Source organism: Chitinophaga sancti, assembly GCF_034424315.1.
GTDB lineage: Bacteria > Bacteroidota > Bacteroidia > Chitinophagales > Chitinophagaceae > Chitinophaga > Chitinophaga sancti.
This window is the reverse complement of sequence record NZ_CP139972.1, coordinates 5,559,941-5,585,525: the sequence shown is the minus strand read 5'-3', so window position 1 is coordinate 5,585,525 and position 25,585 is coordinate 5,559,941. Positions and strand designations below refer to the sequence as shown.

General features: G+C 46.2%; 28 protein-coding genes. 9 read left to right on the top strand and 19 right to left on the bottom strand.

Annotation, left to right across the window (positions count from 1 at the left end; genetic code table 11):
• Positions 1 to 266: 266 nt before the first annotated feature.
• From U0033_RS21735 to U0033_RS21725, 3 genes are all read right to left on the bottom strand, one after another.
• Positions 267 to 1,553: a D-alanyl-D-alanine carboxypeptidase gene (locus U0033_RS21735; protein ID WP_083571911.1), complete on the bottom strand. Its 1,287-nt coding sequence runs from the start codon at positions 1,551 to 1,553 to the stop codon at positions 267 to 269.
• Between the two features lie 140 nt (positions 1,554 to 1,693).
• Positions 1,694 to 3,016 carry a Gfo/Idh/MocA family protein gene (locus U0033_RS21730; RefSeq protein ID WP_072366256.1) on the bottom strand — a complete coding sequence of 441 codons (1,323 nt, stop codon included), beginning with the start codon at positions 3,014 to 3,016 and terminating at the stop codon, positions 1,694 to 1,696.
• A 23-nt stretch (positions 3,017 to 3,039) separates the two neighbouring features.
• Complete coding sequence (locus tag U0033_RS21725) at positions 3,040 to 4,008, bottom strand: formylglycine-generating enzyme family protein (protein WP_072366255.1); 969 nt, start codon at positions 4,006 to 4,008, stop codon at positions 3,040 to 3,042.
• A gap of 99 nt (positions 4,009 to 4,107) precedes the next feature.
• Here U0033_RS21725 and U0033_RS21720 point away from each other — a divergent pair, with 99 nt between their 5' ends.
• The 4 genes from U0033_RS21720 to U0033_RS21705 all read left to right on the top strand — a co-directional run bounded on the left by U0033_RS21720 (position 4,108) and on the right by U0033_RS21705 (position 9,005).
• Entirely contained in the window at positions 4,108 to 5,034 is a 927-nt protein-coding gene (locus tag U0033_RS21720; protein WP_072366253.1) for a hydroxypyruvate isomerase family protein, read from the top strand.
• A gap of 30 nt (positions 5,035 to 5,064) precedes the next feature.
• Positions 5,065 to 5,415, top strand: coding sequence for a phage holin family protein (locus U0033_RS21715; protein ID WP_072366252.1), 351 nt, complete (start codon positions 5,065 to 5,067; stop codon positions 5,413 to 5,415).
• Positions 5,415 to 7,376, top strand: coding sequence for an alpha-ketoacid dehydrogenase subunit alpha/beta (locus U0033_RS21710; protein ID WP_072366251.1), 1,962 nt, complete (start codon positions 5,415 to 5,417; stop codon positions 7,374 to 7,376). The genes U0033_RS21715 and U0033_RS21710 overlap by 1 nt, the downstream gene beginning before the upstream one ends.
• A 402-nt stretch (positions 7,377 to 7,778) precedes the next feature.
• On the top strand, positions 7,779 to 9,005 hold the full coding sequence (locus U0033_RS21705; RefSeq protein WP_072366250.1) for an MFS transporter: 1,227 nt from the start codon (positions 7,779 to 7,781) through the stop codon (positions 9,003 to 9,005).
• 213 nt (positions 9,006 to 9,218) lie between these two features.
• On the opposite strand, the gene U0033_RS21700 is transcribed toward U0033_RS21705, so the two are convergent.
• Genes U0033_RS21700 through U0033_RS21690 form a run of 3 tightly spaced genes read right to left on the bottom strand, consistent with a single transcriptional unit; the run spans position 9,219 to position 12,233 of the window.
• On the bottom strand, positions 9,219 to 10,295 hold the full coding sequence (locus U0033_RS21700; protein WP_072366249.1) for an iron-containing alcohol dehydrogenase family protein: 1,077 nt from the start codon (positions 10,293 to 10,295) through the stop codon (positions 9,219 to 9,221).
• Between the two features lie 18 nt (positions 10,296 to 10,313).
• Complete coding sequence (kdsB, locus tag U0033_RS21695) at positions 10,314 to 11,042, bottom strand: 3-deoxy-manno-octulosonate cytidylyltransferase (RefSeq protein ID WP_072366247.1); 729 nt, start codon at positions 11,040 to 11,042, stop codon at positions 10,314 to 10,316.
• Positions 11,043 to 12,233: a DegT/DnrJ/EryC1/StrS family aminotransferase gene (locus tag U0033_RS21690; RefSeq protein WP_072366245.1), complete on the bottom strand. Its 1,191-nt coding sequence runs from the start codon at positions 12,231 to 12,233 to the stop codon at positions 11,043 to 11,045. It lies immediately after the preceding gene.
• Positions 12,234 to 12,314: 81 nt separating this feature from the next.
• Between U0033_RS21690 and U0033_RS21685 the strand changes: the two genes are divergently transcribed.
• Positions 12,315 to 12,737 (top strand): YybH family protein, encoded by a 423-nt coding sequence (locus U0033_RS21685; RefSeq protein WP_072366243.1) that lies wholly within the window; start codon positions 12,315 to 12,317, stop codon positions 12,735 to 12,737.
• A 174-nt stretch (positions 12,738 to 12,911) separates the two neighbouring features.
• Here U0033_RS21685 and U0033_RS21680 read toward each other — a convergent pair whose 3' ends face one another.
• Positions 12,912 to 13,109 carry a hypothetical protein gene (locus tag U0033_RS21680; protein ID WP_072366242.1) on the bottom strand — a complete coding sequence of 66 codons (198 nt, stop codon included), beginning with the start codon at positions 13,107 to 13,109 and terminating at the stop codon, positions 12,912 to 12,914.
• A gap of 490 nt (positions 13,110 to 13,599) precedes the next feature.
• On the opposite strand from U0033_RS21680, the gene U0033_RS21675 reads away from it, so the two are divergent.
• On the top strand, positions 13,600 to 13,809 hold the full coding sequence (locus tag U0033_RS21675; RefSeq protein ID WP_072366240.1) for a hypothetical protein: 210 nt from the start codon (positions 13,600 to 13,602) through the stop codon (positions 13,807 to 13,809).
• A gap of 63 nt (positions 13,810 to 13,872) precedes the next feature.
• Here U0033_RS21675 and U0033_RS21670 read toward each other — a convergent pair whose 3' ends face one another.
• Together U0033_RS21670 and U0033_RS21665 are read right to left on the bottom strand one after the other, a co-directional pair.
• Positions 13,873 to 14,154 carry a hypothetical protein gene (locus U0033_RS21670; RefSeq protein WP_072366238.1) on the bottom strand — a complete coding sequence of 94 codons (282 nt, stop codon included), beginning with the start codon at positions 14,152 to 14,154 and terminating at the stop codon, positions 13,873 to 13,875.
• Complete coding sequence (locus tag U0033_RS21665; RefSeq protein ID WP_072366236.1) at positions 14,154 to 14,933, bottom strand: glycoside hydrolase family 25 protein; 780 nt, start codon at positions 14,931 to 14,933, stop codon at positions 14,154 to 14,156. The genes U0033_RS21670 and U0033_RS21665 overlap by 1 nt, the downstream gene beginning before the upstream one ends.
• 146 nt (positions 14,934 to 15,079) lie before the next feature.
• On the opposite strand from U0033_RS21665, the gene U0033_RS21660 reads away from it, so the two are divergent.
• Positions 15,080 to 16,105: an SPASM domain-containing protein gene (locus U0033_RS21660; RefSeq protein WP_072366235.1), complete on the top strand. Its 1,026-nt coding sequence runs from the start codon at positions 15,080 to 15,082 to the stop codon at positions 16,103 to 16,105.
• Here the strand turns inward: U0033_RS21660 and U0033_RS21655 are convergent.
• Genes U0033_RS21655 through U0033_RS21645 form a run of 3 tightly spaced genes read right to left on the bottom strand, consistent with a single transcriptional unit; the run spans position 16,102 to position 17,157 of the window.
• Positions 16,102 to 16,473, bottom strand: coding sequence for a hypothetical protein (locus U0033_RS21655; RefSeq protein WP_072366233.1), 372 nt, complete (start codon positions 16,471 to 16,473; stop codon positions 16,102 to 16,104). The two genes, U0033_RS21660 and U0033_RS21655, sit on opposite strands and share 4 nt — an antisense overlap.
• 28 nt (positions 16,474 to 16,501) lie before the next feature.
• A complete protein-coding gene (locus tag U0033_RS21650) occupies positions 16,502 to 16,933 on the bottom strand; it encodes a hypothetical protein (protein WP_072366231.1) in 432 nt (143 codons plus the stop codon).
• Positions 16,934 to 16,959: 26 nt separating this feature from the next.
• Entirely contained in the window at positions 16,960 to 17,157 is a 198-nt protein-coding gene (locus U0033_RS21645; protein WP_072366229.1) for a YtxH domain-containing protein, read from the bottom strand.
• Between the two features lie 231 nt (positions 17,158 to 17,388).
• Here U0033_RS21645 and U0033_RS21640 point away from each other — a divergent pair, with 231 nt between their 5' ends.
• Positions 17,389 to 18,423 (top strand): AI-2E family transporter, encoded by a 1,035-nt coding sequence (locus U0033_RS21640; RefSeq protein WP_072366228.1) that lies wholly within the window; start codon positions 17,389 to 17,391, stop codon positions 18,421 to 18,423.
• Here the strand turns inward: U0033_RS21640 and nadD are convergent, their stop codons facing one another.
• Genes nadD through paaA form a run of 5 tightly spaced genes read right to left on the bottom strand, consistent with a single transcriptional unit; the run spans position 18,424 to position 21,678 of the window.
• A complete protein-coding gene (gene nadD, locus U0033_RS21635) occupies positions 18,424 to 18,993 on the bottom strand; it encodes a nicotinate (nicotinamide) nucleotide adenylyltransferase (RefSeq protein WP_072366227.1) in 570 nt (189 codons plus the stop codon).
• 46 nt (positions 18,994 to 19,039) lie between these two features.
• Positions 19,040 to 19,522 carry a 1,2-phenylacetyl-CoA epoxidase subunit PaaD gene (gene paaD, locus U0033_RS21630; protein WP_072366226.1) on the bottom strand — a complete coding sequence of 161 codons (483 nt, stop codon included), beginning with the start codon at positions 19,520 to 19,522 and terminating at the stop codon, positions 19,040 to 19,042.
• 19 nt (positions 19,523 to 19,541) lie between these two features.
• Positions 19,542 to 20,285, bottom strand: coding sequence for a 1,2-phenylacetyl-CoA epoxidase subunit PaaC (paaC, locus tag U0033_RS21625; RefSeq protein WP_072366225.1), 744 nt, complete (start codon positions 20,283 to 20,285; stop codon positions 19,542 to 19,544).
• 5 nt (positions 20,286 to 20,290) lie between these two features.
• Positions 20,291 to 20,656, bottom strand: coding sequence for a 1,2-phenylacetyl-CoA epoxidase subunit PaaB (gene paaB, locus U0033_RS21620; protein ID WP_083571908.1), 366 nt, complete (start codon positions 20,654 to 20,656; stop codon positions 20,291 to 20,293).
• Between the two features lie 20 nt (positions 20,657 to 20,676).
• A complete protein-coding gene (gene paaA, locus U0033_RS21615) occupies positions 20,677 to 21,678 on the bottom strand; it encodes a 1,2-phenylacetyl-CoA epoxidase subunit PaaA (RefSeq protein ID WP_072366223.1) in 1,002 nt (333 codons plus the stop codon).
• A gap of 96 nt (positions 21,679 to 21,774) precedes the next feature.
• Between paaA and U0033_RS21610 the strand changes: the two genes are divergently transcribed.
• On the top strand, positions 21,775 to 22,305 hold the full coding sequence (locus tag U0033_RS21610) for a hypothetical protein (RefSeq protein WP_143150966.1): 531 nt from the start codon (positions 21,775 to 21,777) through the stop codon (positions 22,303 to 22,305).
• Here the strand turns inward: U0033_RS21610 and U0033_RS21605 are convergent.
• On the bottom strand, positions 22,300 to 23,202 hold the full coding sequence (locus U0033_RS21605; protein WP_072366219.1) for a M28 family peptidase: 903 nt from the start codon (positions 23,200 to 23,202) through the stop codon (positions 22,300 to 22,302). The two genes, U0033_RS21610 and U0033_RS21605, sit on opposite strands and share 6 nt — an antisense overlap.
• Before the next feature lie 142 nt (positions 23,203 to 23,344).
• The gene (feoB, locus tag U0033_RS21600; RefSeq protein WP_072366217.1) at positions 23,345 to 25,480 is read right to left on the bottom strand and encodes a ferrous iron transport protein B; all 2,136 of its coding nucleotides are present in this window, start codon (positions 25,478 to 25,480) and stop codon (positions 23,345 to 23,347) included.
• Positions 25,481 to 25,585: the final 105 nt, after the last annotated feature.

The following is a 25,585-nucleotide window of genomic DNA, read 5'->3' as shown; positions in this document are numbered from 1 at the left end:
ATAATTACCTTTTAAGCATTGATTATCAATCTAAATACCTATTCAGGAATTGAGTTTTAGAACTCATTTCATAATTACCATTTAGGCATTGATTATCAATCTAAATACCTATTCAGGAATTGAGTTTTAGAACTCATTTCATAATTACCATTTAAGCATTGATTATCAATCTAAATACCTATTCAGGAATTGAGTTTTAGAACTCATTTCATAATTACCATTTAAGCATTGATTATCAATCTAAATACCTATTTATGAAATGAGTTTTAGTAGTTTTCATACACCTGCGTCAGGAAGTGTTCTACTTCTCTTCTGACTGTAGAGGCGCTATTGTTGTGATTATTAACGAGCACACTGAATACGAGTGTCTTGTTTTTCTTAGTGATGAGATATCCACTCAGTGCGACGACGCCGGTAAGGGTGCCTGTTTTTGCATGTACAAATTGTTCTTTGTAATAGTTCTTTAGCGTGCCCCTGCCACCTGTGGCGAACAGGCTGTAGAGGCGGGATGTAGGATAGGTGTTGTACATGCCGGAGAGTACGTAAACAAAGTCTCTCGGAGAAAATAAATTATACCGGGATAAGCCACTGCCATCTGCCCAGTTGGGAGTATCCGGCAGATCTTTTAACGAGTGATCCAGCATATAGCTGATCATATGTTTTGTACTGATGGTGTCGAAAAGTTGATTGGCACACATCATCAGCGTTTGCTCTGCAAAAAAGTTGTCGCTCCTGTGCATCATTGGCAGGAAGAGAGAATCGGATGGGATGCCTTTCATGAGTTGCAAGCCTGCCGGCGCCTGGGGGGCAATGTACACCGGTTTGTGCAGGGTGTCCTGCAGGCGGAGTGCGAGATCCTCTATACCTCCGGTAATGAACGGCACTTCTTCTTCCTGCTGATTCGTTATTGTACTGTTATACCCCATAGCAAAGCGGTTGCTACGCTCATCTCTTTTTACCGCCAGGTTTGTAAGACTGTTATCCCTGCTGCTTGTGAGCTCGTACATTTTGGGTACGATGTATAAGCTATCGCCATGATGACGCAGTCTTGCTACGTTGCCATACATGGGCCATTCATTCAGTTCTGACTGATAGTAATCTGCATAATCATTCCATGACCAACCGTAGCCGAAGCGGGCGTTTTCATTTTTAGCAGGAACGATCTCAATCTTTTTGGTGGTTTGCTGCAACAGCTGGAAGGCGGGTTGCAGGGTATAACCAGGATGCAGGAAAGCCGGATCTGCTGTACCCTGTACATACAATACAGAATCGGTATCCAGGTACCTGAGTGCAGGAAGTGAATCGCCGAGCAACAGCATGCCTGTGTATAAAGAGAATATTTTGGTGTTGGAGGCGGGTGTAAAGTAGTGATCTTCCTGGTAGTTGTACCAGTATTTATTGGTAGCAGGTTCGTAGATGCAAATGCCGACATGTGCGGATTTCAATGCCTTGCTGGCGAGCAATTCTTTTTCTGACCAGGACTGGATTTTAGTGTATTGCGAAAACACGGGTTGTTGCAAAAGGAACAACATGACAACTAGTAAGATCCTCATGCTTCAATATAATCATTTTGCATTTTAATTTTCTTAAAAATAGCCCCCGATACTTGCTGATGCATGCGGCATCAGCAAGTATCGGGGGAAGAATAGTCTGCGGCTATTATTTATAATGCAGCTACCGTTTTATACGATCATTACACGTACCTGGTAGTTCCTGGTTTGGCCACAGGATAGTTCCCGTCTGCATCTGGCAGGATCCGCGGTTTAGCGTCAAACGCATAGTTTGCCGGTTGTAAATTCAGGTCCAGCTTTAATGCCTGATCAAAAGGAATTACCTGACCCGAATAGGTGGCCAGGCGACCAATAATGGCAGTGAGCGTCGTCTTTGCTGCACGCTCGGCATCGTGGTATTTATACTCCCCTTTTGCGACTGCATCAAACAACTCATCGTGTTCTGACTGGTAGGGTTGATTCTCCTGTTTCTTATCGAACTGGTATAATACTTTCCCTTTATGATCCTGGATCACAGCCCTGTCGCAAATGATGCGGCCTTTGGTACCAATGAGTTCTTCATCTACGCGGCTGGCGCTGTCTTTCCAGTGACGACACTGGCTGTTCATGGCTACCCCATTTGCAAAGCGATATTCTACTGCGTGGTGATCGTATATCTCACCATACTCTTTGCCGGTGCGTACCTGGCGGCCACCCATCCCCACAGCAGTTACAGGATATTCATTCATGAACCAGTTACCAACATCAATATTGTGAATATGCTGCTCTACGATATGATCACCACAGAGCCAATTGAAGTAATACCAGTTGCGCATCTGGTACTCCATCTCTGTATATTCCGGTTTGCGGGGTTTTACCCACAGTGCACCCTGGTTCCACCATACATTCATGGAAGTTATATCGCCGATAATGCCATCCTGTGCACGCTTGAACAGCTCCCTGTAAGAGTTCTGGTAACGGCGCTGTAAACCTACGACTACATTCAGTTTCTTTTGATTCGCTATTTCAGCAGCCGCCAATACTTTCCTGATGCCTGCCGGATCGGTAGCGACGGGTTTTTCCATGAAGATATGTTTGCCTTGTTTTACCGCTTCTTCAAAGTGGATAGGTCTGAAACCTGGCGGGGTAGCGAGTATAACGACATCGGCGAGAGGAATGGCTTTCAGGTAGGCATCGAAGCCAACGAATTTATGTTCTTCTTTTACATTCAGGCGACCTGTTTTATCGCCCATTTCTCCTTTAATATTTTCATAGCTTTCGTGCAGGCGGTCGGCAAAGGCATCGGCCATTGCTACCAGCTGAACGTTTTGTTTGGTACTCAGGGCTTGTACAGCAGCCCCTGTGCCACGGCCACCACAGCCGATCATAGCGATCTTAATGACATCATTGCCGCGAGAGAAAAAATTAGCCTGACTGATTAAGGGCAGTGTTAACAGCCCTCCCGCCAGCAGCGAGGTTTGCTTTACGAAGTCACGACGACCTGAGTGGAATTCTTTTTTTTGCATGATAGTGAGTGTTTTTTAATCGTTTATCTGGAACCAATATATTTATCCAGCACGTCAGCAAAGAACTGTTCGGCTTCTTCTTTTGTGGGTTGCTTCACAGGGCGAATGATGCGGAAACCGATAAAAGGAGCATCGGCATTCCACCACTTGCTTTTGGGGATCTGGGGGTCACGTCTGTTCCAGTCCGGATCAGATTTTAAGCGGGCCGCACTGCGCAGGTGTGAGGCATCATCCTGGTAATTACCCCCTTTGATGCTACGGGGCGTTTTGGAAGTAGGCTGCTTCCATGGATCTGCTTCGGGCGCCTGTTCTAAATAGTGTGCATCGTACTGGTCAAGGGTCCATTCTGCTACATTGCCCAGCATGTCATACAATCCCCAGGCATTGGGTTGCAATTCTCCTACTTTGTGGTATTTACCGCCACTATTGCCCGCATACCAGGCATATTTTTTCAGCTCCGCGCTGTCCTTGCCAAAAGGATAAGAGGTCACAGCACCGGCACGGCAGGCATATTCCCATTCTGCTTCTGTAGGCAGGCGATAAAAGATGCCGGTTTTTGCATACAGCCAGCGGCAGTAACTGAGGGCACCGTATTGGCTCATGCTATTTGCCGGGAAACCACCCTGTTTGCCCATGCCCAGGGTCAGGTCAATATATGGCGGGCTGGGTCGGGTCATGCCATCAGGAATGGGGGTTTTGTCTTTTTCTGCATCTGCATACACATCGTACTCGTCGAAAGTAACTTCTTGTGCGCTCATCCAGAATGCCCCTATTTTTACCTGCTGACGGGGTCCTTCATCTTCCTTTCTGCCTTTTTCCGAGACAGGGCTTCCCCAGTTGAAGGTACCAGCAGGAACAGGCACCATTTTAAAGGAAACAGCAGTACCAGGAAGGGTGGCCGTATATGGCTGGTCAGGAGGACTATTGTCCTGGCCGGATACACTGTGCGTGATCATACAGCCGAGCGACAGTACAAGCAATTTGTTTTTCATAACACCGGTTTAAAGAATCGGTAGTGAATTTATTAAATCGATTGCGGTAAAGCAATGTTTTTTATACATTTAGTAATCTCATGCAATAAATATAACGTTATGGAAAGAAGAAAATTCCTGCAACAGGGTACCCTGGCAGGTCTGTCAACCCTGGCACTCAGTGCTGTTACTGCCGCAGCCCATCCCTCGGCAGACTCATTACCAGCGGTCGGAAAACCTTTTAACCTGAACTATGCGCCCCATGATGGCATGTTTAAGAACAGTGCCGGCAGCAATGTACTGGACCAGATCCAGTTTATGTACGATCAGGGATTCAGGTCCTTTGAAGATAATGGCCTCATGAACCGCGATGTGGCCGAACAGGAAAAGATTGGAAACCTGCTGGCTAAACTGGGTATGCAAATGGGCGTATTTGTGATAGACGGTGGTGACAACTGGAAAACTTCTCTCACCACCGGTAAACAGGAGTTCAGGGATACCTTTGTAAAAGTCTGCCGCAAAGCGCTGGAGACCGCGAAACGCGTAAATGCCAAATGGGCCACATTTGTACCCGGCTATTTTGAGCGGAACCTTCCTATGGGCTTACAAACCGCCAACGTCATTGAAGCACTGCGCCCCGGTGCCGCCATCCTGGAACCACATGGCCTGATAATGGTGCTGGAACCCCTCAGTGATAATGCAGACCTCTTTCTCCGCACAGCAGAACAAAGCTACATGGTGTGCAAAGCTGTGAACAGCCCCAGTTGTAAAATACTCTACGATATTTACCATATGCAGCGCAATACCGGCAACCTGATACCTGTGATGGACCTGTGCTGGGAAGAGATTGCCTATATTCAGATCGGCGATAACCCGGGTAGAAAAGAACCGACTACCGGTGAGATCAATTACAAGAATATCTTCAAGCATTTACATACAAAAGGATACAAGGGAGTACTGGGTATGGAGCATGGCAATGCGAACCCGGGAAAAGAAGGCGAGGTAGCACTGATAAAGGCTTACAGGGAAAGCGATGCGTTCCTGTAATTTCAGTACCTTTCCTTCAAATTTATTCACATGAATTTTCTGATCCGCCTGTTAATAAGCGCCCTCGCAGCCATGGCTACTGCCTATGTGTTACCTGGTGTTAAGATTAACAGCTTTAGTACCGCCCTGGTACTGGCTATTGTATTGGCTATACTAAACCTGTTGGTAAAGCCTGTTTTAATCCTGCTGACATTGCCCGTGACTATTGTTACCCTGGGTCTGTTCCTGCTGGTGATTAATGCTGTCATTATAATGATTGCGAGCTCACTGGTATCCGGATTCAAAGTAGACGGGTTTATATGGGCGCTGTTATTCAGTCTTGTACTGACCGTTGTTACAGGGATTATGAACAGCCTGGCAGGTACCAATCCGAATGATTGATGTACTTCGACCGGACACATATCAGTGATGATGAATTGCGGGCCTTTTACAAAGCCCTGCTATACCCCCGGCTGGTGGAGGAGAAAATGTTATTGCTGCTAAGGCAGGGTAAGGTAAGCAAGTGGTTTTCAGGTATCGGGCAGGAGGCAATTGCTGTAGGCGCAACTTTAGCGCTGGATGAGGATGAATGGATATTACCCCTGCATCGTAACCTGGGTGTATTTACTACGAGACAGATGCCTTTGCAGCAGTTGTTCCATCAGTGGCAGGGCAGTTCGCTGGGATATACCAAGGGCCGGGAACGGTCTTTTCATTTCGGCAGCAGGCAGCATCACATCTTAGGTATGATCTCTCACCTGGGTCCGCAGTTGTCTGTAGCAGATGGCATTGCCATGGCGCTGCAGATGGAGGGAGAGGGCAAGGTAGCCCTGGCTTTTACAGGAGAAGGCGGTACCAGCGAAGGGGAATTTCATGAAGCCCTGAATGTAGCCGCTGTATGGGGTTTACCGGTGGTGTTTTTAGTGGAGAATAACGGCTATGGCCTGAGTACCCCGGTCACGGAGCAGTTCAGGTGTGATCAGCTGGTAGATAAAGCAGCTGGCTATGGTATACGGGGCATGCGTATAGACGGGAATAATATCCTGGAGGTATACCATGCGGTGCAGGAAGCTAAACGGCATGCCCTGCAGGAAAAGCAGCCGGTACTGATCGAGGCGGTCACCTTCAGGATGCGGGGCCATGAGGAAGCCAGCGGAATAAAGTATGTACCCCCTGCCCTGCTGGATTATTGGGCACAGCGGGATCCGATCTTACATTTTGAACAATTCTTACAATATTTAAACCTGCTGGATGCTTCCCTGAGGGAATCGCTGAAACAGGAAATAGACCAGGATATACAGACGGCATTGCAGGAGCAGGTGCCTGCTTTTAACCTGGATGAGGAGCTGGCCGATATATATGCGCCAGCGCCAGCACCGGTAGCTCCGACAGGTGCAGTATCAGAAAAAAGGTTTATCAATGCCATTGCCGATGCCTTGCATCAGGCGATGGATCTGCATCCTGAACTTATTTTGATGGGCCAGGATATTGCGGAATATGGTGGTGCATTTAAGATCACGGAGGGATTGGTGGCATTGTATGGTAAGGAGCGGGTACGCAATACACCGCTTTGTGAGAGTGCGATCATCGGTGCAGGATTGGGCCTGTCTGTAATGGGATACAGGAGTATGGTGGAGATGCAGTTTGCCGACTTTGTAAGCTGTGGATTTAACCAGATTGTGAACAACCTCGCCAAGATCCATTACCGCTGGGGCCAAAATGCCAATGTGGTAGTACGGTTGCCGGCAGGTGGGGGCGTGGGCGCCGGACCTTTTCATTCGCAGACTAATGAGGCCTGGTTTACGCATACACCGGGATTGAAAGTGGTATACCCGGCTACGCCGGAAGATGCGAAAGGCTTATTGCTGGCGGCGCTGGCAGATCCGAACCCGGTATTGTTCTTTGAACATAAAGCTTTGTACAGGAGTATCAGCGGGCCTGTGCCGGATGCACCTTATACGATTGAAATAGGGAAAGCAAAAGTGGTGATGGAGGGAGATGATCTTAGTATCATTACTTATGGCGCGGGTGTGCATTGGGCATTGGAGTATGCGCTTCAGCATCCGGAATTGTCTTTGCATATTCTGGATTTGAGATCATTACAGCCGCTGGACTACAGTGCAATTCGTGAGGCGGTGCTTAGTACAGGGAAAGTGCTGATCTTACACGAGGCCTCCCTGACGGGGGGATTTGGTGGAGAGATAGCGGCCTGGATATCGGAGCATTGCTTTCAATTGCTGGATGCCCCGGTGATGCGTTGTGCTTCACAGGATACGCCGGTACCGTTTGCCGCAGAGCTGGAGGCCCATTTTCAGGCTAAGTCACGGCTGCATGAGAGCGTGCAGCGATTAGTTCAGTATTAAGCGGGTCATGCATTAAGCCGGCGCAGGGTTGGCCACCAGACCATAAGCTGGCATCTGACATGCACTATACAGGGCTTTGACATGCATTATACGGGGCCTTAACCTTAACGGAAATTTTCCTCCTTTTTCTAAATTGAATGTGCTAACTTGCAGTCCTGATCATTAAACGAATTTTTTATGTTGCTTGCCGTAGTTAATAACGTAGAAACCACAGATTTTTTCAGAGCAGGAGATACATTTTCTCATTACGCTACATACTTTGTAATCGCATTATTTGCTGCAATGTTTCTGTTTGCTGCGTTTAAATACGTAAAACGCTAATAATCAACTTCTTCATGATATTAGAGAGCTGTCTTAAATAATTAAGACGGCTTTTTTATTGCCCTTCACTACCTTTGCATCATGGACCAGTCGCACGGGAGGATCTATACCTTTCACTTCATTATGCTATGCCTTAGCAATGCACTGTTTTCCGCCAGCTACAACATGATGCTACCAGACTTGCCTGCTTACCTCAGCAGCATGGGCGGTGAACAATACAAAGGCTACATCCTCGCTTTGTTTACGCTCATGGCAGGGCTATCACGCCCCTTCAGCGGTAAACTTACTGACACTGTGGGCCGTGTTCCTGTCATGATCTTTGGCGCTGTCATCTGCGTGATCTGTAGCCTGCTCTATCCCCTGGTCAGCACTGTTGCTGCCTTTCTATTACTCCGGTTCTTTCATGGTTTCTCTACAGGTTTCAAGCCTACCGGCACTGCTGCCTATGTAGCAGACATTGTACCTATTACCCGCAGGGCGGAAGCGATGGGGATGGTCGGACTTTTCAGTACCATTGGACTTGCGCTGGGCCCGGCTATTGGGGGTTACGTTACGTCTATCTGGAATATACATGTCATGTTCCAGTTATCTGCCGTATTTGCCCTTTTATCAGTCGTGATCCTGGTTGGAGGGATGAAAGAGACCCTGCCTAATAAGCAGGCTTTCCGGTTTTCTTCATTGAAGATTTCCAAATCAGAGATCTTTGAACCACTGGTATTGGCACCGGTGATTGTTACTTTCATTACCTATTACAGCTACGGTGTGCTGTTCACTATTATTCCTGATTTTAGCAATTATGTGGGCCTGCCGCCAGCGAGCAAAGGAATGTTTTATACCTTTTTTACCGCGGCCAGCATTAGTATCCGATTGTTAGCAGGTAAGGTTTCTGACAGGTATGGCAGGCTGCCGGTATTAAAAGTCGCTACGGTCATTATGGCTGTAGGGGTATTTACTTTGGGAGTGGCCAATACACCTGCTCTCATGCTTACTGCCGCAGTGATCTATGGGGTATCTGTTGGATTGAATTCTCCTGCTGTTACTGCATGGACCATCGACCTGGGCAGACCTGAGCACAAAGGACGTGCCCTGGCATCCATGTACATCGCGCAGGAAGCGGGTATTGGTATCGGTGCTTACCTTTCAGCTTTTGTGTATCACAACGATTCCAGGTTATTCCCTGTCACTTTCTATTCTACCGCTATTGTGACACTGGCAGCTACCGTTTACCTGATCTTTATTTATCAGAATCGCCGTATGCAAACTGTGAAACAATTTGTATTTTCACCAGGTAAATGGTTTCAACGATAGTTCATGCTTAGTATAAAATAAAAAATCCCGGCGCTGCATAGCGACCGGGATTTGTCTTTTTTGATAGTACCTATTTTAGGGTTCATTCTCCCTCTAAAAAAGCCGTCGTTCATAGCTGGTGCCTTCGGCATCAGCTATGAACGACGGGAAGAATGGCCTGCGGCCGGCTTAAAAAAATCCCGGCTCACAATCCTTTTTTAATATTCAGTCTGATTACAGTCTTTCGTAGAGTGCTCTCAGTCTTTCTCTTGTCATCTTCTCTTTCCAGTCTTTACCCAGTGCATTTTCCCACAGCGGAGCCATGCCCAGGGATACATCGATCATGATGTTGAACTGCTCATCGGTCAGTCCTTTGGTAATACCCTGTGGAATGTCGATGTTGTGTTTCTTCACCATTTCCTTGAATTCCACTACGCCTTCAGGGTAGAACTCTTCCAGCTTGTCGAACACGATACAGTTACCGATACCGTGCTTGGTGCCCAGCAGGTAAGCCAGTCCGTAGCTCACAGCGTGTGCTACACCCACCTGAGAATACGCGATACTCATGCCACCGGCATAAGATGCCATCATCAGTTTCTCATCAGCATCGTCATCCCACTGTTCTTTTTGCAGGAAGACTTCCTGGCAAAGGCGCAGGGATTCTTCGCCATAAGAGCGGCTGAAGGCATTGAGGTAAGTACCGGTCAGGGATTCAATACAGTGGATATAGCAATCCATGGCGGTATAGAACATCTGGTTCTTAGGTACGCCCCTGATCAGTTCAGGATCCAGTACGATCTGATCGAATGGGGTAAAGTCAGAGTTCATACCCAGTTTACGGGTAGGGCCTGTCAGCACACAGGTACGGCTTACTTCAGCACCGGTACCGGAAATGGTAGGAATGCCTACTTTGTAAACGCCTGGGAATTTCACCAGGTCCCAGCCCTGGTAGTCAGCAGAAGAACCCGGGTTCTTCATCATCAGGGATACTGCTTTGGCCATGTCCATTACGGAACCGCCACCAATACCGATGATACCGCTTACTTCCCCAAATTCCGCTTTCAGTTGATCTCTAACTTTGTCAACGTATTTGGTTTTAGGTTCGTCGGTAACGTCTATGTAAATGATTTTGTCCTTGCCTCTAACCGGAACGCGCTTAGCGAAAGCGTCATTTCCCTGAAAGAAATGGTCCACGAAAAATATCATTGGAGCATCTCCCTTACGTTTAGGAGCCAATATTTCATCCAGTTGATCAAAACATCCGCGGCCAAATACCACGTAGTCTACCATCTTAAAGTTCCTGAATTTCATCTCGAACAGTTAATATTGTTACAATAATTTTTCTGCTTTCAGCAGGTCTTCCGGTGTATCGATTTCCACACCCATGTACTCAGTCACCACCATTTTCATGGGAATGCCATTTTCCAGGTAGCGCAGGCATTCTATTTTTTCAGCGGCCTCCAGGGGGCTTACCGGTAATTTGGTAAAGTCCAGCAGGGTTTTGCGGCGGAATGCATAGATACCGATATGCTCATAATAGGTGGTATCCACTTTTGTATCACGGGGATAAGGAATCACTGAACGGGAAAAGAAAAGTGCATTGAACTGTTTGTCCACGGTGACCTTCACATAGTTAGGGTCTTCGATCTGGTTCCAGTCTTTCAGTTCCTGCACCAGGGAAGCGACCTGTACTTTCTGACCCGCTTCGCCTTCAAACACCTGGAGGAGTTTTTCCAGTGGTTCTTTCTGGGTGAACGGTTCATCTCCCTGTACATTTACGATGATTTCCACATCTTCTCTGTCAGCGATCGCTTCTGCAATACGGTCGGTGCCGCACTCATGCTCCTTCTGGCTCATGACGGCTTTACCACCGTTGCTGATGATTTCCTGATAGATTATTTCGGAGTCGGTGACTACCATTACTTCGTCGAACACACCGGTTTTCACGGTGCTTTCGTAGGTGCGGAGGATCACCGATTTACCGCCCAGTTTTGCCATCAGCTTGCCCGGGAAGCGGGTAGCGCCATAGCGGGCAGGTATTAAAGCTACTTTTTTCATTTACAGGGCGCTTTTTACTGCATTTACCAGTTTCTCAGCACGCTCAGCTACCTCAGCATCGCTCCAGCCTAAGTTGATAGGGGTGCAGATGCAACGGCTCATGATTGCGTCAGAAGCAGGGAATTGTTTCACTTTGTACAGTTCCATAGCCTGTTGCAGGCCCGGAGCGAAACGGCTCAACACCGTGCTTTGTTTGAAGTGTTCCCAGTTGCGGATATAATGCCAGTTGTTGTCAAACCAGTAGAAGGCAGGCAGACCGGCCGCTTTCATAGCAGCAGCGGCAGCTCTTGCCTGAGATTCTTCAGGCAGGAAGAAGGCCAGGAAGGTAGCACTGTCGCCTTCTGCATCCGGCAGGCGGCGGAAGCTCACCTGTGGAATAGCGGACAATGCATCTTTGAAGATCTTTTTGGTTTTGCGCTGGATGCCCAGGAAGGTATCCAGTTTTCTAACCTGTGCGAGGCCTACAGCAGCGTGCAGTTCAGAAATACGGAAATTGTACCCGATGAATGGGTGCAGGTCCGCACCACGGTCTACGCCCAGGTGATCGTGGCCATGATCGGAATAACCGTCTGCTTTTACATAAACATCCTTGTCGTTGGTAACGATGGCGCCACCTTCAGCGCAGGTGATGGTCTTTACGAAGTCGAAGGAGAAGGCTCCGGCGTGGCCGATGGTACCAAGGGCTTTGCCTTTATAGGTTGCACCAAAAGATTGGCAGGCATCTTCCAGTAAGATCAGGTTGTGTTTATCGCAGATTGCCTTCAGCGCATCCAGATCAGCCATTGCACCGCACATGTGTACAGGCATTACAGCCTTGGTACGTGGTGTGATTGCTGCCTCAACCGCTTTAGGGTTCAGGGTAAGGGTATCATCTACGTCTACCAGCACCGGGGTGGCCCCTACCGAGAAGATACACTCAAAACTTGCCACAAATGTGAAGGTCGGCATGATCACTTCATCTCCTGCACCTATGCCCAGGGCCTGCATTGCTACAGTCAGGGCTGCTGTACCACTGGATACGATCTGTGTGTATCCAACATTCAGTTTTTCAGAAATGGCTTGTTCCAGCTCCTTTGCTTTCCAGATGCCTTTACGTGGGCCGTCAAACCCATAGCGCATAAAGATGCCGGTTTCCAGCACGTCATTTACTTCCTTGCGTTCTTCCGGTCCAAAAAATTCATATCCGGGCATAAGTTGTTGATTTTTTGCAAAGGTAGTATAATCCGCTACTCGGCCCTCGGAAAAACTGTTTATCTTTTACTAAAAATTACCATGCGTTTTATACTGTATCTTATCCTGTTGACAGCCCCTTCTATAGCTGTACTGGCGCAGGCTCCGGATAGTGATATTCGTCAGTTGCTGAGGGTGCAAACCGATACCTGGAATCAGGGTAATATTGAGGGCTTTATGCAAACGTACTGGCAATCAGATTCTTTGGTATTTGTGGGTAGCCATGGGCCAACTTATGGCTGGAAAGCGACTTTGGAGCGATATAAGAAATCATACCCTGATACGGCAGCTATGGGCAAACTGGATTTTAATATATTGGAAATCAGGACATTGGAAAAGAATCTTTGCTTTGTAGTGGGGAAATGGCATTTGAAAAGAAGTGTGGGGGATTTGCAGGGGGCATATACCTTATTAATAAAGAGGATAAAGGGGCAGTGGAAGATTATTGCAGATCATAGTAGTTAGGAATTCATATGTTGCCGGGGCTTGACTTTCATGAAGCGTTCCGATCAGGAATGGCTATAAAAAGAAAACCATCCCATGAATGGGACGGCCTGCTATACACCACAACATTAAAGAAGAATGTTACTAATCGTTTGATGTCCATAATAGGTTAATCAATAAACTCTGGCAAACGAATTAGTTTTTATTATTTGATCGATCCTGATCCCTCACCGCCAGGTTTTCGTCTTCCGGTTTTTCGGAGAGTTCACCATGAAGCGGGTTGGTATTCGTATCGGCTTTATCTGTTTTTAAAATTTCAGCCTTGTGCTGTAAAGGTTGTTTGTGCTCTTCACGAGGAGGCTGTTGATCCGGGTTATTACTATCATGTAGCATGGGCTTCCGTTTTTCTTGTTAACAGTTCCTTTGTCAATCAATACGCTAATACCTTTGCAAAGTATGTACCATCCTGAAATACTTGCCAATAGGGCATTTCATAAGGCTTGTATGAGTAAATGCCTCCACAAATTGCGTAATGCGACAACAACAATGGCTCACATGTCTCCACAATTTAACATAAACTTCATCGATGCAATAGATTGCAATTCAATTGCTAAAATGGTAGTTTAAGTATTTTAGCATAATTTTATTTCCTATATTCAGTAACAGGTACTCCGCAAACTATTTATTAGAAAGGAATATAATTGATCAATGCGGTTTGCTTTTTTACCTCAAAATGCTGCCAAATGGCACAGAAGTTGAATATTATAGTATTGCGTTCTTGAAGATAACTATTTGATTTAGACCTCAATTGGAGGACCCCTGTTACCCTGGAACGATGGATTAAATCGTCACATATTTATAACTCAATAAAATAAGCTTTACTATGAACATCCGTAGTTACCAGTGGTCGGTACTGAAGAAATTGCTAAAACAACGTTTCACAGAGTTGTCTGATGAAGATCTGGTATTTGAAACAGGCAAAGAGAAAGAGTTGTATGTACGGTTGGAACGTAAGATTGGCAAACCTCAGGAAGACGTTGCTCGTATTATCAAAGGGATGCAGCAGGCTTATCTGCAACAGGCCCTCCTTTAATTCATTTAATCGAACCATCAATAAGTGGCGAATTACGGAAAACGTGGTTCGCCATTTTCTTTTTTAGTAATTATCTGTGGTGTGGCCTTGTTTCCTCCATGTTTTCCACACTACGAAGAGGTATGCCGCAAGCGTGATGCATGCAAAGCTATAGAAGAAGATCATGCGGCCGGTTGTAGATGTGTCCGGATCTGCAAATCCGAGAAATAATCCCAGAAAAACATTAACGATTCCCCAGAACAGGAACAAAAAGACGGTGCGGATGATGCGTACAAAATAATCTACGATCCGCATATCCATCGGGGCCTTCTCGTCTTCCTGGTGGGGATTTTCCTGATTTTCCATTAGTGCTTTTTTGCGCGGATTAATAACTTTCTGAATGCCAGGCTATCTCCTCTGAATACATTGAAATCAACGGCGGTTGATATGCCATTTACCCGGCCTCCGTCGTTGTGCTGCCAGAAGAGCCAATTCCTTTCTGATGCTGGTTTCTTTTTCCGGTAATAGTGGGCTACCCACAGTGGATAGTCATCAAATTCATCGCCAAGATATGTTTCGTAAAAATGTACGTTCGTATAAATGATGGGTTTTACGCCATATGCTTTCTTCATTTCTTCCAGCCATACGCGGGCAGTACTCCTGATCACGGCGGGCGGCTGGCCATTACTCACTTCAATATCCAGTACTGGTGGCAGGTCGCCCGGCTCCAATTGTACTACGTTCTGGAAATTAATGGCTTGCTTGAGCGGATCGCGGGTAGCGTAAAAGAAGTGATAGGCACCGCGCACCACTCCTGCCTTTTTAGCCCTGGACCAGTTCTGTTTAAAATTGCCATCCTGCCGGGTTATGCCTTCTGTTGCCTTGATAAACGCAAAAGTTATGTGGATCTTGTCCACCTGCATCTGCTCTACGGCTTCCCAGTTTATATTCTTCTGGAATTTCGAGACGTCGATCCCATGTATTTCATAGTCAACAGGCATATCGATTCCAAACTCCGCATACCTGACAAAGTTGAGTCTTCCTGTTCTTAACTGGTAATATATGAGACCGGCGGCGATAATAACCACCATTTGAAAGATGAAGATAAACAGTGCCCAACCTTTTTTTCCTCTGGATTTTGCCACGATAGTAATAATTCTGCTTTTAGCATAGCCTTTGCTTTTGGAGTATCCGCTACGTATTGACTATGTCAAATTTATAGCAAGTATAATATTATTATCCATAACCGATATAGTTATCTTATTTTTACAATATCCAAAGTGTTTGTGTTATGCCGGATTTTAATTGGAATGATTCGTTGAACCTGCTTTCTAAGTTCACCCCCCGTCGTGCGTGGAATGCCGGAAAAGTGCTGAGCAGTTATTTTGTAAGTAAATGGTCCCGGAAGCCAGTGCAGTGGGGTTTACCTATTTCCGTATCATTCGAACCGACTACTTCGTGTAACCTCCGGTGTCCGGAATGCCCAAGCGGTTTGCGTGCTTTTACCCGTCCTACGGGGATGTTGAATCAGGACTTTTTCAAAAAAACGATCGATGAGATCTCCAAAGATCTTCTTTACCTTATATTTTATTTTCAGGGGGAGCCTTACCTGAATACAGGGTTTCTGGACATGGTTAAGTATGCCACCAGCAAAGGTCTGTATACCGCTACCTCTACGAATGCCCATTACCTGACGGACGAAAATGCCCGTAAAACGGTAGAAAGTGGGCTGGACCGCCTGATCATCTCTATTGATGGTACCACACAGGATGTGTATACCCAGTATCGTGTGGGAGGTAACCTGGAAAAAGTAATTCAGGGTGCTAAGAATATTGTGAAGTGGAAAAAAGAGCTGAATTCAAAGAAGCCGTTTGTGTTCTTCCAGTTCCTGGTTGTGAAGCCGAATGAACACCAGATTGAGGATATCAAACTACTGGCTAAGGAGATTGGGGTAGACCAGGTGCGTTTCAAAACTGCACAAGTGTATGATTATGAAGAAGGAAACCGACTGATCCCTACTATTGATAAATTTAGCCGCTACCGCCGCAATGAAGACGGTACCTATAAGATCAAGAATAAAATGGGGAATCACTGCTGGCGCTTGTGGCATGCACCTGTTATCACCTGGGATGGCCTGGTAGTACCTTGTTGTTTTGACAAGGACGCCCAGCATAAACTGGGCGATTTGAAGCAACAGTCTATGAAGGAACTGTGGCAAAATGAAAAGTATGTAGGCTTCCGTACCCAGATTATGAAGGGCAGGGCCAATATCGATATTTGTGCAAACTGTAGTGAAGGCACCAAAGTCTGGGGCTAATCTTCTTCAGGAGGAGTAGCCGCCATTTTGGCTTTCTTCTTTTTGCTTCTGCTCTTACGGAATTTATCAAAGAGATTGATACCCAATCTGACACCAACGAATTCTAATGCTGTCATGAGGGCATTGGTAGCGAATGATTTGGCACTGCTACTTTGCCAGGCCACTTTCGCTACCTTGCCTGCAATACCCATCCAACCCGAGTGCTTCGCGCTGCCGGGTATGACAGAATTGAGGGCCATCTTGCCATAATTGCCTTTGAAATAATCTACGCGGTCTCCCAGCTCATTTTCCAGCGCACGGGATTTTCTCTTTAACCTCAGGATCTCACTTTGTAGTGTGGTTGAGTTGGTGATCTTCACCTTGGGCATGTGTAATTATTTTTTCATGATGGTTAAATTATAACTGCTCATGATATTCGTCTTCCTCCTCCATTTTGTCTAATTCTTTTTCCAGTTTTGCTTCTTCTTTGGCTTCAATCTCCATTTCACTCACTAATTCTTTGATCAGCATATTGGACAGCGGGCGTTGAATGAGGGGCTCGCGGAACCATAGGATGATGAGGAGTAAGAAGACGAAAAGCCCGGCGGAACAGGAAAATCCAATTGTATAACTATTGGTCATTTCTCCAATCCAGAAGCCCAGTACCATTCCAAGAAATACGACAACGAAAAAGAACAGCAGGAAAGCCAGTATCAAAGAGAAAAAAAGCCCGAGCGCTCTTGATAGCTTTCCTGCTGCCTGGAGTTTAATGAGGTCCAGACGGGTTTCCAGATATTCTTTGGCAACCTTGCCTGTCTGGTTAAAATAGTTGCTGAAATTATCTTCCATGCAAATGATTTTAGTGCAATAAGGGATTAAGCCAGCTCATTTTCCAGGGCATCCTCATATTGCTCCTTTTTCTTCTTCAGTTTATCTTTCAGTTTGTCTGCCTGATATTTCAGTTTGTCTACCAGTTCATCTTTTTTGTCGGAATTGAGGAAATAACCTACTGCAACACCTACTGCTGCGCCAACAATGAATGATACAACTGCTTTTGATCCGTTGCTTGCCATAATTTTCGGTTTTAAGGTGAGTAATTAGATTAACATATTTGGAATATGAGAGGTACAAACACTATTCCAAAAAATAATTCTGCCGTTTAGTCGAAGGGCCGAAGTTCCTTCGACTAAACGGCAGGACAGTGTTAGGCACAGCCTGTGGCAATGCCTAACACTGTAAAAACAAAATAGCAGCGAACGGTACTCTTTTTGTATCTACTTCTATCACATTAACTTATCAACCTTATGAGCGCGATTGACAACGAACGGCTGAAACAAATTTGTTTCCTGCTGATCATCGTATTACTGGCTACCCTCCTCTTTATTGAGATGTATACTTTCTTTCCCGGTTTTCTGGGGGCCATTACCTTTTATGTGATCAGCCGGAATTACATGTTCAGACTGGTGGAAAAACGTCGCTGGAAAAAGCCGCTGGCGGCCGCTATGCTCATGATCCTATCATTCATCATCATCTTACTACCTGTGGGGCTGATGATTAATATGCTTACTGACAAAGTAGCCTACGCCATCGAACACACTTCTGAACTGATCGCAGGCCTCAAATCTCTCAATGAACGTATTAATGGCGCTACCAAGATAGACGTTCTCTCACAGGTGAAGCTGGAACAGTTGCAAGGTTATCTCACCGCTGTTCTTCCCCGCTTGCTGGGCGCAACCTTCAATACATTGACGACGATCGCTATCTTATATTTTATTCTTTATTTCATGCTGGTATGTGGGCGTGAAATGGAGGCTTACCTCTACGAATACATCCCTCTGAAAGATGAAAATGTGCTAAGACTGGGCGCTGAATTCCGCAAACTGGTGATTGCCAATGCGGTGGGAATTCCACTCATTGCCATTATCCAGGGTATTGTTTCCCTGATCGGTTACTTTATTTTCAAAGTACCTCAACCTGTTTTTTGGTTTGCTGTTACCTGTTGTACCTCCATGCTACCTGTAGTAGGCGCCGCTGCTGTATATGTGCCAATGGGTGTATACCTGCTGGGCATAGGCAATACCTGGCAGGGAATAGCTGTACTCGTCTACGGATTTGCCGTAGTCGGTACCTCAGATAATATCTTCAGATTTATGCTGGCTAAAAAGATTGGTGATGTACACCCTATGATCACCGTATTTGGCGTGCTGGTTGGCGTAAACCTGTTCGGGTTTATAGGATTGATCTTCGGACCACTGTTGATATCTATGTTCATCCTGCTGCTGGAGATCTATTCAAATGAATTCCTCGTTAAGAAGCGGGAGGTAAGGATAGAGAAATAATTACTTGTAGTAGTTATTTGCTGCAATGTACGCTGCTACGTTGTCTGGCACCATGTAACGGACTGACATTCCTTCTTTTATCCATTTCCGTATATCTGTTGCTGATATATCCAGCATAGGCGCTTCCAGTATCTTTACCGTAGCGCCATATGTCTCTGTGATCTCATGCCCCGGACGTTTGTACACATAGATCGGATAATTTCTCACGATATGCTGGTAGTTGCGCCAGCGGGTGATGTTCTGAAAACTGTCACTCCCCATAATGATCGCAAACTCCTGTGTTGGAAACTTTTCTGACAGGTAAGCTAATGTATCAACTGTAAATGATGGTCTTGGTAACGAGAACTCGATATTACTGGCCCTGAGCTTAGGCTCGTCCTGGATGGCCAGTTCTACCAGGTGAAAACGATTATGTTCATTGAGTAATGATGCCGATGGTTTTAATGGATTTTGTGGAGAAACGACCAGCCACACCTTGTCCAGATCAGTATGATAAGCCACGAAATTCGCTATTATCATATGACCGGTATGTATAGGATTAAATGATCCAAAATACAAGCCTATCTTCATGCCCCTTGCTTTTTGAAGCGTGAAAGTAAATAAATATGAGGAATATTCAGGTAAGGGGCTTAAACTGTTCGAACATCATTCCGCATTGACGGCAGAAATGCATGGCCCTGCACAGGGTTGCACCGAAGGGTGAACGCATAAATGTGTTGTCACTTCCACAATGTGGACAGGTGACATGTAGCAGCATATCTGGCTCTATTTCACCATGATGTACAGGCGGAGCGGCGATTCCAAATCCACGGAGTTTCTCTTTTGCCGTTTCCGTCATCCGGTTGCTATTCCATTGTATTGCAGTATCTATGCTCACTTCTACCGGCAGCAACAGGTCTTTACTAACGGTATCACTGATCGATTGTTTGATCACAGATATAGCCGGACAGGCAGAAAATGTAGGGATCATTTTTATGTGAATGCCTGTTTCATCCTGCTGTACATCTGTGATCATACCCATTTCCAGTACGTTCAATACAGGGATCTCCGGGTCCATGACCTTTTCCAAAGAGGTATAAATGGCTTTGATGGTATCCATATATTTTAGGTTAAAAAGGTCACCAGGCTGCGGCGGGATCCTGTCTGAATACTTCTCCCATTTCTTCCAGTAAAGCATGCAGGTGACGTGTGTGCTCACCATATCTGCCGCCATAAGCTGGTGTTGCTTTTTCAGGAATATTCAGGGCTGCTTTGGTCAATATGGGGTAAATACTATCCAGCCAGCGCTCCTGTAATATTTTTTCCCCGGGATATATTTCGCTCAGCAGGGCATCGTCAGGGCCAGGTTCAAATATACCCAGCGCCAGCGGAAAACAATTGTCCAGTGCTGCCTGCATTTTTTTATGACTCTCCTCACCGCCTTTACCCAGTTGCATGACCCAGGCATCTGCATGCAGGGTATGATATTTCAGTTCTCCTTTTACCTTTTTTGCGAGTTGCTGCAGCGGTTGAAAACCACTGTCCAGCAAGCTGTTGTAGCGTACAGTCTCTGCGTGGTCGAAGAGAAAATGCCGCATCAGGCTAAATTCATAAGTGCCGATGGGCATCTCTGTCAGATGACAGCATTTGTATTCGCTTTCAGGTCGCAGAAATGCAAACTGGTCAGGGTCCAGGCCACCTGGCATTTCCTGCAGGATGCGATAAAGCGCCCAGGCATGTCCTATCTTGTCCTGTGCCATGGAAGAAAATGCAATATCTTCTTCCATAATAGGGCCGAGACCTGTCCATTCAGAGTTCCGGTGGCCCAGTATCAGGGCATCGTCCGCCATTTTGGTGACGAGTTCTTTTATTAAGTTTTCCATTATTATCAGGGCTTACCTTTGAATTTATTGATCTTTTCCATCACCTTGAATCCGCTGGCATCGCGGTAGGTCTTTTCCATATTGTTGGCAAACATATCTTCGTCTTCCAGATCGAAAGCCAGTATGTCGGCACTGCGGACTACCCAGAGGTTTACGCATTTCTTTCTTCTGGCAAATTGTTCTTTGGCAAAAATTAGCGCCATCTGCGGATCAGGTGCGTGTACACATCCCACATGTTCGTGGTGTGCGCCGCGTTTTTCCTGATGAAATACTTCATAGGCCTGCCAGTTTTCTCCTTCTTCTATGGTAAAGGGGGCATCAATATTATTCAACCGGAGCCGGTTGACACGTGGATCTAATGAGTCAGTCATAATTGTGAAAAAAATACTTGTTAAGCTACAGGGGCTGTTTGTCGTTTCATTTCTTCAGGGCGCATCAGTGCACGTCTTATCCAACGGCCATTTTCTTCCGCCCATTTTCTTACATCCAGTCTTTCTTTATTGCAGGGGCCATTGCCTTTGATCACTTCGAAAAACAGATCCCAGTCGGGGTCGGAGTATTCCCACTTGCCGGTGTCCGGATTCTTTTTCAATAATGGATCCGGCAAAGTCAAACCCAGTTCCCATATCTTAGGTACATAGTTATCGAGGAACTGGTTGCGCATGTCATCATTGCTGGCCATCTTAACCTTCCATTGCATCAGCTTTTCGCTGTGGTTGCTGGCTTTGTCCGGAGGGCCAAAGAAATGCATGATGGGTTGCCACCAACGATTCAGGGCATCCTGCAACATCGCTTTCTGTGCAGGTGTGCCAATCGCCAGTTCTATAAAGGCATCGTGACCCTGCTTGAGGTGAAAACTCTCTTCATAGCAAATGCGCTCCAGTGCCCGGCAGTAAGGGCCGTAAGAACCTTTGGCATTCGCTACCTGGTTCACGATGGCCGCAGCATCGATGAGGAAACCGATCACTGCTACATCTGCCCAGGTTTCAGCTGGATAATTAAATACATTGGAGTATTTGGACTTGCCACTGAGCAGGTCATTGATCATTGCCTCCCTGGATTTACCCAGGGTCTCTGCGGCATTGTAGAGCAGCTGACCATGGCCTATTTCATCCTGTACTTTGGCTATAAGCGCCAGTTTGCGCTTGAAGCCGGGAGCACGGGTGATCCAGGTACCTTCAGGCAGGGCACCAATTATTTCGGAGTGAGCATGCTGTTCTATTAAGCGGATCAGCTGCCTGCGGTATTCGGCCGGCATCCAGTCGCCGGGCTCGATTTTCTCCCCATTGGCGATGCGCTTTTCAAAAGCGGCCAGTTTTTCGGGGTCGTCCTGGGTTTGATCGGACTGGGGTTGCCTTTTCGGCTCTTCAAAGATGTATCCACCACCGTACATAGTGTGATTGTTTTGGTAACCTGTAAGTTACGAAAAATGTACCTTTATTGTGTGCTCAGTAAAATCATATGGACCTGTTGCCTTTCTGGATTCCTGATGAGTGTCCGACCCATCATCAAAGTCGTTTTCGTACCTGATAAGCGGCCTGAAGACGCCCAATCTGATACACTCTTTTATCATGCTGATAGAAAACTGCAATGGTCTGATTTTAAAGCTACGCCCCCGGCCCGCCGCACGAGTGGCGCTGTATCTTACAGTAGCTTTGCCTATGAGGGTAGTAGTATCAGGAAAAAGGATACCCTTTACATCAATCTCACCTTACAGGTATTTCATATTAAAAGTGCCTCCTGGGTCACGTCATCTGTGCAGGATGATTATGGGCTGGCGCATGAACAGCTACATTTTGATATTACCTGGCTCGTTGCCCTGCGGTTCAGAAAGAAAGTGACGGAAATGGCACTCACTGCCGATGATTACGACAGCATGATTCAATATGAATATATAGAATCTTTCAGGGAAATGAACCGCCTGCAACAAGCCTATGACAAGGAAACCAGCCATGGCATTAACCATTTTGTACAATACAATTGGCAGCAGGCGATTGCCGATTCGCTCAGGGCATTATAAACCCTTGTCTGCCGCCAGCACTACATTCAGGATGTGAAGGGTAGCCTGGTAATAAAAAGAGGGTTGAATGTGCTCAAATTCATCTGAGCGTTTGTGGTAGTCAGGATGATCTTCTACCCCAAAATACAGGAATGGAATCTTCAGTTTATGAAATTCATACTGATCACTCTGACTGATCCAATTATCACCGGCATCTTCGTTATGATCGTGACCTGTTATCAGTTTTACGGTATTTGACTTTGCTGCGGCAGCATCCACAAAGCTTTTCAGTGCAGGATAAGGAGTTACACCACATACATACAATTCATTCTTGTCATTGCGGCTTACCATATCCAGGTTTACATTCAGCAGAAAGCGGTTAACAGGCACAGGAGGTGTTTTTACAAAAGCGGCTGCACCTTTCAGACCTTCTTCTTCACCATCGAAAGCCACAAAGATCAGGGTATGCTGAGGGGTGTGCTTTTTGAAATAACTCATCAGGGCCAGCAGACTACCTACCCCGGAAGCATTGTCATCTGCTCCATTGTAAATACTATCCTTTCCTGCCGGGTCTTTCTTAATCCCTAAGTGATCGTAGTGAGCGGTGATCACGATGATGGATGCTGACTTGCCTTTTATATAACCATACAGATTGGTGCCCATTACCTGTTTGTCTCCTTCCTGGTAATAGAAGGGATATTCGTAGGTCTTATTAAATGGTTGTAAACCAGATTGTTTGAAACGGTCTAAGAGATAGAACTGAGCCATCCGGCTGCCCTTGGAGCCGGTGCGGCGGCCTTCGAATTTATCGTCAGATAAGGTGCGGATGTCTTTAATGAGTTGAACAGAATCGATATTGGTTTGTGCTTTGGCAAACAAGCCTGTCAGGAGCAGGCCACACAGTATGGTTGTTTTCATAATCAGCTGGATGATAGTTTGCAATATAAACTATTTCGCTGCGTGCTATTACCCTGGGTAAAAAAAGCCGCCGTTGATAACTGTGCCTGCGGTATCAGTTATCAACGGCGAAAGTAATGGCCTGCGGCCGGCTTATGTATTTTTAGCTTAGCAACTGGTAGGCCAGTAAGGCACTCAGGTATGCCAGTGCTGTCATATAAACAAATTGAATAGCGGGCAATTTCCATGATTTGGTCTCTCTCTTCACGATAGCAAGTGTACTCATACACTGCATCGCAAAGGCATAAAACAGCATCAGCGAAATTCCGCTGGCCAGTGTGTATACAGGCCTGCCATCCCTCCAGGTAGCCCCACTCATCTTCTGTCTTAATGTAGCGTCATTGTCTTCTTCAGACTCACCCACACTATATAAGGTTGCCATGGTGCCAACGAATACCTCACGGGCGGCAAAGGATGTAATCAAAGCAATACCGATTTTCCAGTCAAACCCTAATGGGCGAATCGCTGGTTCTATTGCATGTCCAAGCCCTCCTGCATAGGAATTGGCCAGTCTTTCCATAGCCTCTGCCCTTTTCAGATCTTCTGTATTATTAGGCTGTGCTGCTTTTAACTGTTCATATTTAATGGAGACTGCTTCCATCTTTTTCGATGGCCCATACGATGCCAGGAACCAGAGGATGATAGATATTACCATGATCACCTTACCTGCATCGGTAACGAAGATCTTTGCTTTCTGCAGCATAGTTGTACCTACGTTCATCCAGCGGGGAGCACGGTATACAGGCAATTCCATGATGAAGTAGCTCTTTTCTCTGATCTTCACAAAGATTTTCAGGATCGCGGCAATGATCAGTGCCATCACAAAGCCTAAGAGGTACAATCCCATCATCACTAAACCCTGTAAATTCAGGATACCCAATACAGGTTTGTTTGGAATCACCAGGGCAATCACCACGGTATAAATAGGTAGACGGGCAGAACAACTCATGAGTGGTGTGATCAGAATTGTGATCAGCCTTTCTTTCCTGTTTTCAATATTCCGGGTGGCCATGATTGCAGGTACGGCACAAGCCACACCACTGATCAGAGGCATGACAGATTTCCCGTTCAGGCCCACCTGACGCATCAGGCGATCTGTGAGAAAACTGATCCTGGCCATATAACCGGTATCTTCCAGAATGGTGATGAACCCAAAGAGGATCATGATCTGCGGAACGAATACCGCGATTCCACCTAAACCAGCGATGATACCATTGATGAAAATATCGGAAAGTTGATTTTGTGGCAGTACATCAGACAACCAGCCGCTCAGCGCACCAAAGCCACCTTCAATCCAGTCCATCGGGAAGGATGCCAGCCAGAAGATACTCTGGAACATGATGGCCATGATGGCCAGCAGGATTACGTATCCCCAGAAACGGTGCAGCAGCAGATCATCGATTTTTTCTGTCTGTAACTGTTTCTGCAGAGGATCCGCTTCCACTACGGCGTTACGCATGATATGCTTGATACGGGCATAGCGTTGCATAATCTCATCGGCCTGTACCTTGGTTTTATTAAACTGGTGGGTTTCGATTGAACTGGAGATGGCCTGCTTCTGTGCCGCATTCAGGAAGTGCAGTTCATTGTGATTCACTGCTATGTGCATGGCAGCATAGTCACTCTTCACAGGTACTACTTTTTTGATATCAGTGATCAGCCCGGGGGCTAAAGCACGGCTATCTATAAAATCACGGGGAGGGGCAGACTGCTTTTCCCGGGTGACGAGTTCGATAATTTTTTTCAGTTCCGGGATCCCTTTGTTCTTGCGTGGGTTGATGGAAACCACAGGAACTCCCAGTTCTCTTTCCAGTCCGGCTTCATCGATTTCCACGCCTTTTTTACGGGCAATGTCCATCATGGTGAGGCCAATGATAACGGGGATCTTCAGGTCTATGATCTGGGAACAAAAGAGGAGGTTACGTTTCAGATTGGAAGCATCGGCAATAATGAGGATAATGTCTGGCAGCTCCTCACCCTGAGGATTTACCAGCACATCATACGTTACTAATTCATCGGCACTCTTGGGATAAAGGCTGTAGGTGCCGGGCAGGTCAATTATGTTGGCTTGCAGTGTGGCAGAAATGGTAGCCGCACCAGTTTTCTTGTCAACAGTTACCCCCGGGAAATTACCAACCTTCTGGTTCAGTCCTGTCAAAGCGTTAAATAACGAACTCTTGCCACTATTCGGATTCCCTACCAGCGCAATATTGATCTTTCCAATTTTGTTAGCCTGCATTCCTTATCTTCTCCGGTTAAAAGAACAAAACTAGGCATTTAAATGTCAGCTGATAGATCAATTCCGGAAAAAATGGGTTAAATAAAAAAACCACGGTAAAGACCG

Excerpts from the sequence above, each read along its gene's own strand:
- U0033_RS21705 (WP_072366250.1), top strand. The coding sequence starts at position 7,779 with ATGGACCAGTCGCACGGGAGGATCTATACCTTTCACTTCATTATGCTA.
- U0033_RS21655 (WP_072366233.1), bottom strand. The coding sequence starts at position 16,473 with ATGCCCAAGGTGAAGATCACCAACTCAACCACACTACAAAGTGAGATC.
- U0033_RS21650 (WP_072366231.1), bottom strand. The coding sequence starts at position 16,933 with ATGGAAGATAATTTCAGCAACTATTTTAACCAGACAGGCAAGGTTGCC.
- U0033_RS21670 (WP_072366238.1), bottom strand. The coding sequence starts at position 14,154 with ATGGAAAATCAGGAAAATCCCCACCAGGAAGACGAGAAGGCCCCGATG.
- U0033_RS21730 (WP_072366256.1), bottom strand. The coding sequence starts at position 3,016 with ATGCAAAAAAAAGAATTCCACTCAGGTCGTCGTGACTTCGTAAAGCAA.
- U0033_RS21675 (WP_072366240.1), top strand. The coding sequence starts at position 13,600 with ATGAACATCCGTAGTTACCAGTGGTCGGTACTGAAGAAATTGCTAAAA.
- U0033_RS21735 (WP_083571911.1), bottom strand. The coding sequence starts at position 1,553 with ATGAGGATCTTACTAGTTGTCATGTTGTTCCTTTTGCAACAACCCGTG.
- kdsB (WP_072366247.1), bottom strand. The coding sequence starts at position 11,042 with ATGAAAAAAGTAGCTTTAATACCTGCCCGCTATGGCGCTACCCGCTTC.
- nadD (WP_072366227.1), bottom strand. The coding sequence starts at position 18,993 with ATGAAGATAGGCTTGTATTTTGGATCATTTAATCCTATACATACCGGT.
- U0033_RS21660 (WP_072366235.1), top strand. The coding sequence starts at position 15,080 with ATGCCGGATTTTAATTGGAATGATTCGTTGAACCTGCTTTCTAAGTTC.
- U0033_RS21700 (WP_072366249.1), bottom strand. The coding sequence starts at position 10,295 with ATGAAATTCAGGAACTTTAAGATGGTAGACTACGTGGTATTTGGCCGC.
- U0033_RS21690 (WP_072366245.1), bottom strand. The coding sequence starts at position 12,233 with ATGCCCGGATATGAATTTTTTGGACCGGAAGAACGCAAGGAAGTAAAT.
- U0033_RS21720 (WP_072366253.1), top strand. The coding sequence starts at position 4,108 with ATGGAAAGAAGAAAATTCCTGCAACAGGGTACCCTGGCAGGTCTGTCA.
- U0033_RS21725 (WP_072366255.1), bottom strand. The coding sequence starts at position 4,008 with ATGAAAAACAAATTGCTTGTACTGTCGCTCGGCTGTATGATCACGCAC.
- U0033_RS21645 (WP_072366229.1), bottom strand. The coding sequence starts at position 17,157 with ATGGCAAGCAACGGATCAAAAGCAGTTGTATCATTCATTGTTGGCGCA.
- U0033_RS21685 (WP_072366243.1), top strand. The coding sequence starts at position 12,315 with ATGCGTTTTATACTGTATCTTATCCTGTTGACAGCCCCTTCTATAGCT.
- paaD (WP_072366226.1), bottom strand. The coding sequence starts at position 19,522 with ATGGATACCATCAAAGCCATTTATACCTCTTTGGAAAAGGTCATGGAC.
- U0033_RS21680 (WP_072366242.1), bottom strand. The coding sequence starts at position 13,109 with ATGCTACATGATAGTAATAACCCGGATCAACAGCCTCCTCGTGAAGAG.
- paaC (WP_072366225.1), bottom strand. The coding sequence starts at position 20,285 with ATGGAAAACTTAATAAAAGAACTCGTCACCAAAATGGCGGACGATGCC.
- paaB (WP_083571908.1), bottom strand. The coding sequence starts at position 20,656 with ATGACTGACTCATTAGATCCACGTGTCAACCGGCTCCGGTTGAATAAT.
- paaA (WP_072366223.1), bottom strand. The coding sequence starts at position 21,678 with ATGTACGGTGGTGGATACATCTTTGAAGAGCCGAAAAGGCAACCCCAG.
- U0033_RS21640 (WP_072366228.1), top strand. The coding sequence starts at position 17,389 with ATGAGCGCGATTGACAACGAACGGCTGAAACAAATTTGTTTCCTGCTG.
- U0033_RS21605 (WP_072366219.1), bottom strand. The coding sequence starts at position 23,202 with ATGAAAACAACCATACTGTGTGGCCTGCTCCTGACAGGCTTGTTTGCC.
- U0033_RS21710 (WP_072366251.1), top strand. The coding sequence starts at position 5,415 with ATGTACTTCGACCGGACACATATCAGTGATGATGAATTGCGGGCCTTT.
- U0033_RS21610 (WP_143150966.1), top strand. The coding sequence starts at position 21,775 with ATGAGTGTCCGACCCATCATCAAAGTCGTTTTCGTACCTGATAAGCGG.
- U0033_RS21715 (WP_072366252.1), top strand. The coding sequence starts at position 5,065 with ATGAATTTTCTGATCCGCCTGTTAATAAGCGCCCTCGCAGCCATGGCT.
- feoB (WP_072366217.1), bottom strand. The coding sequence starts at position 25,480 with ATGCAGGCTAACAAAATTGGAAAGATCAATATTGCGCTGGTAGGGAAT.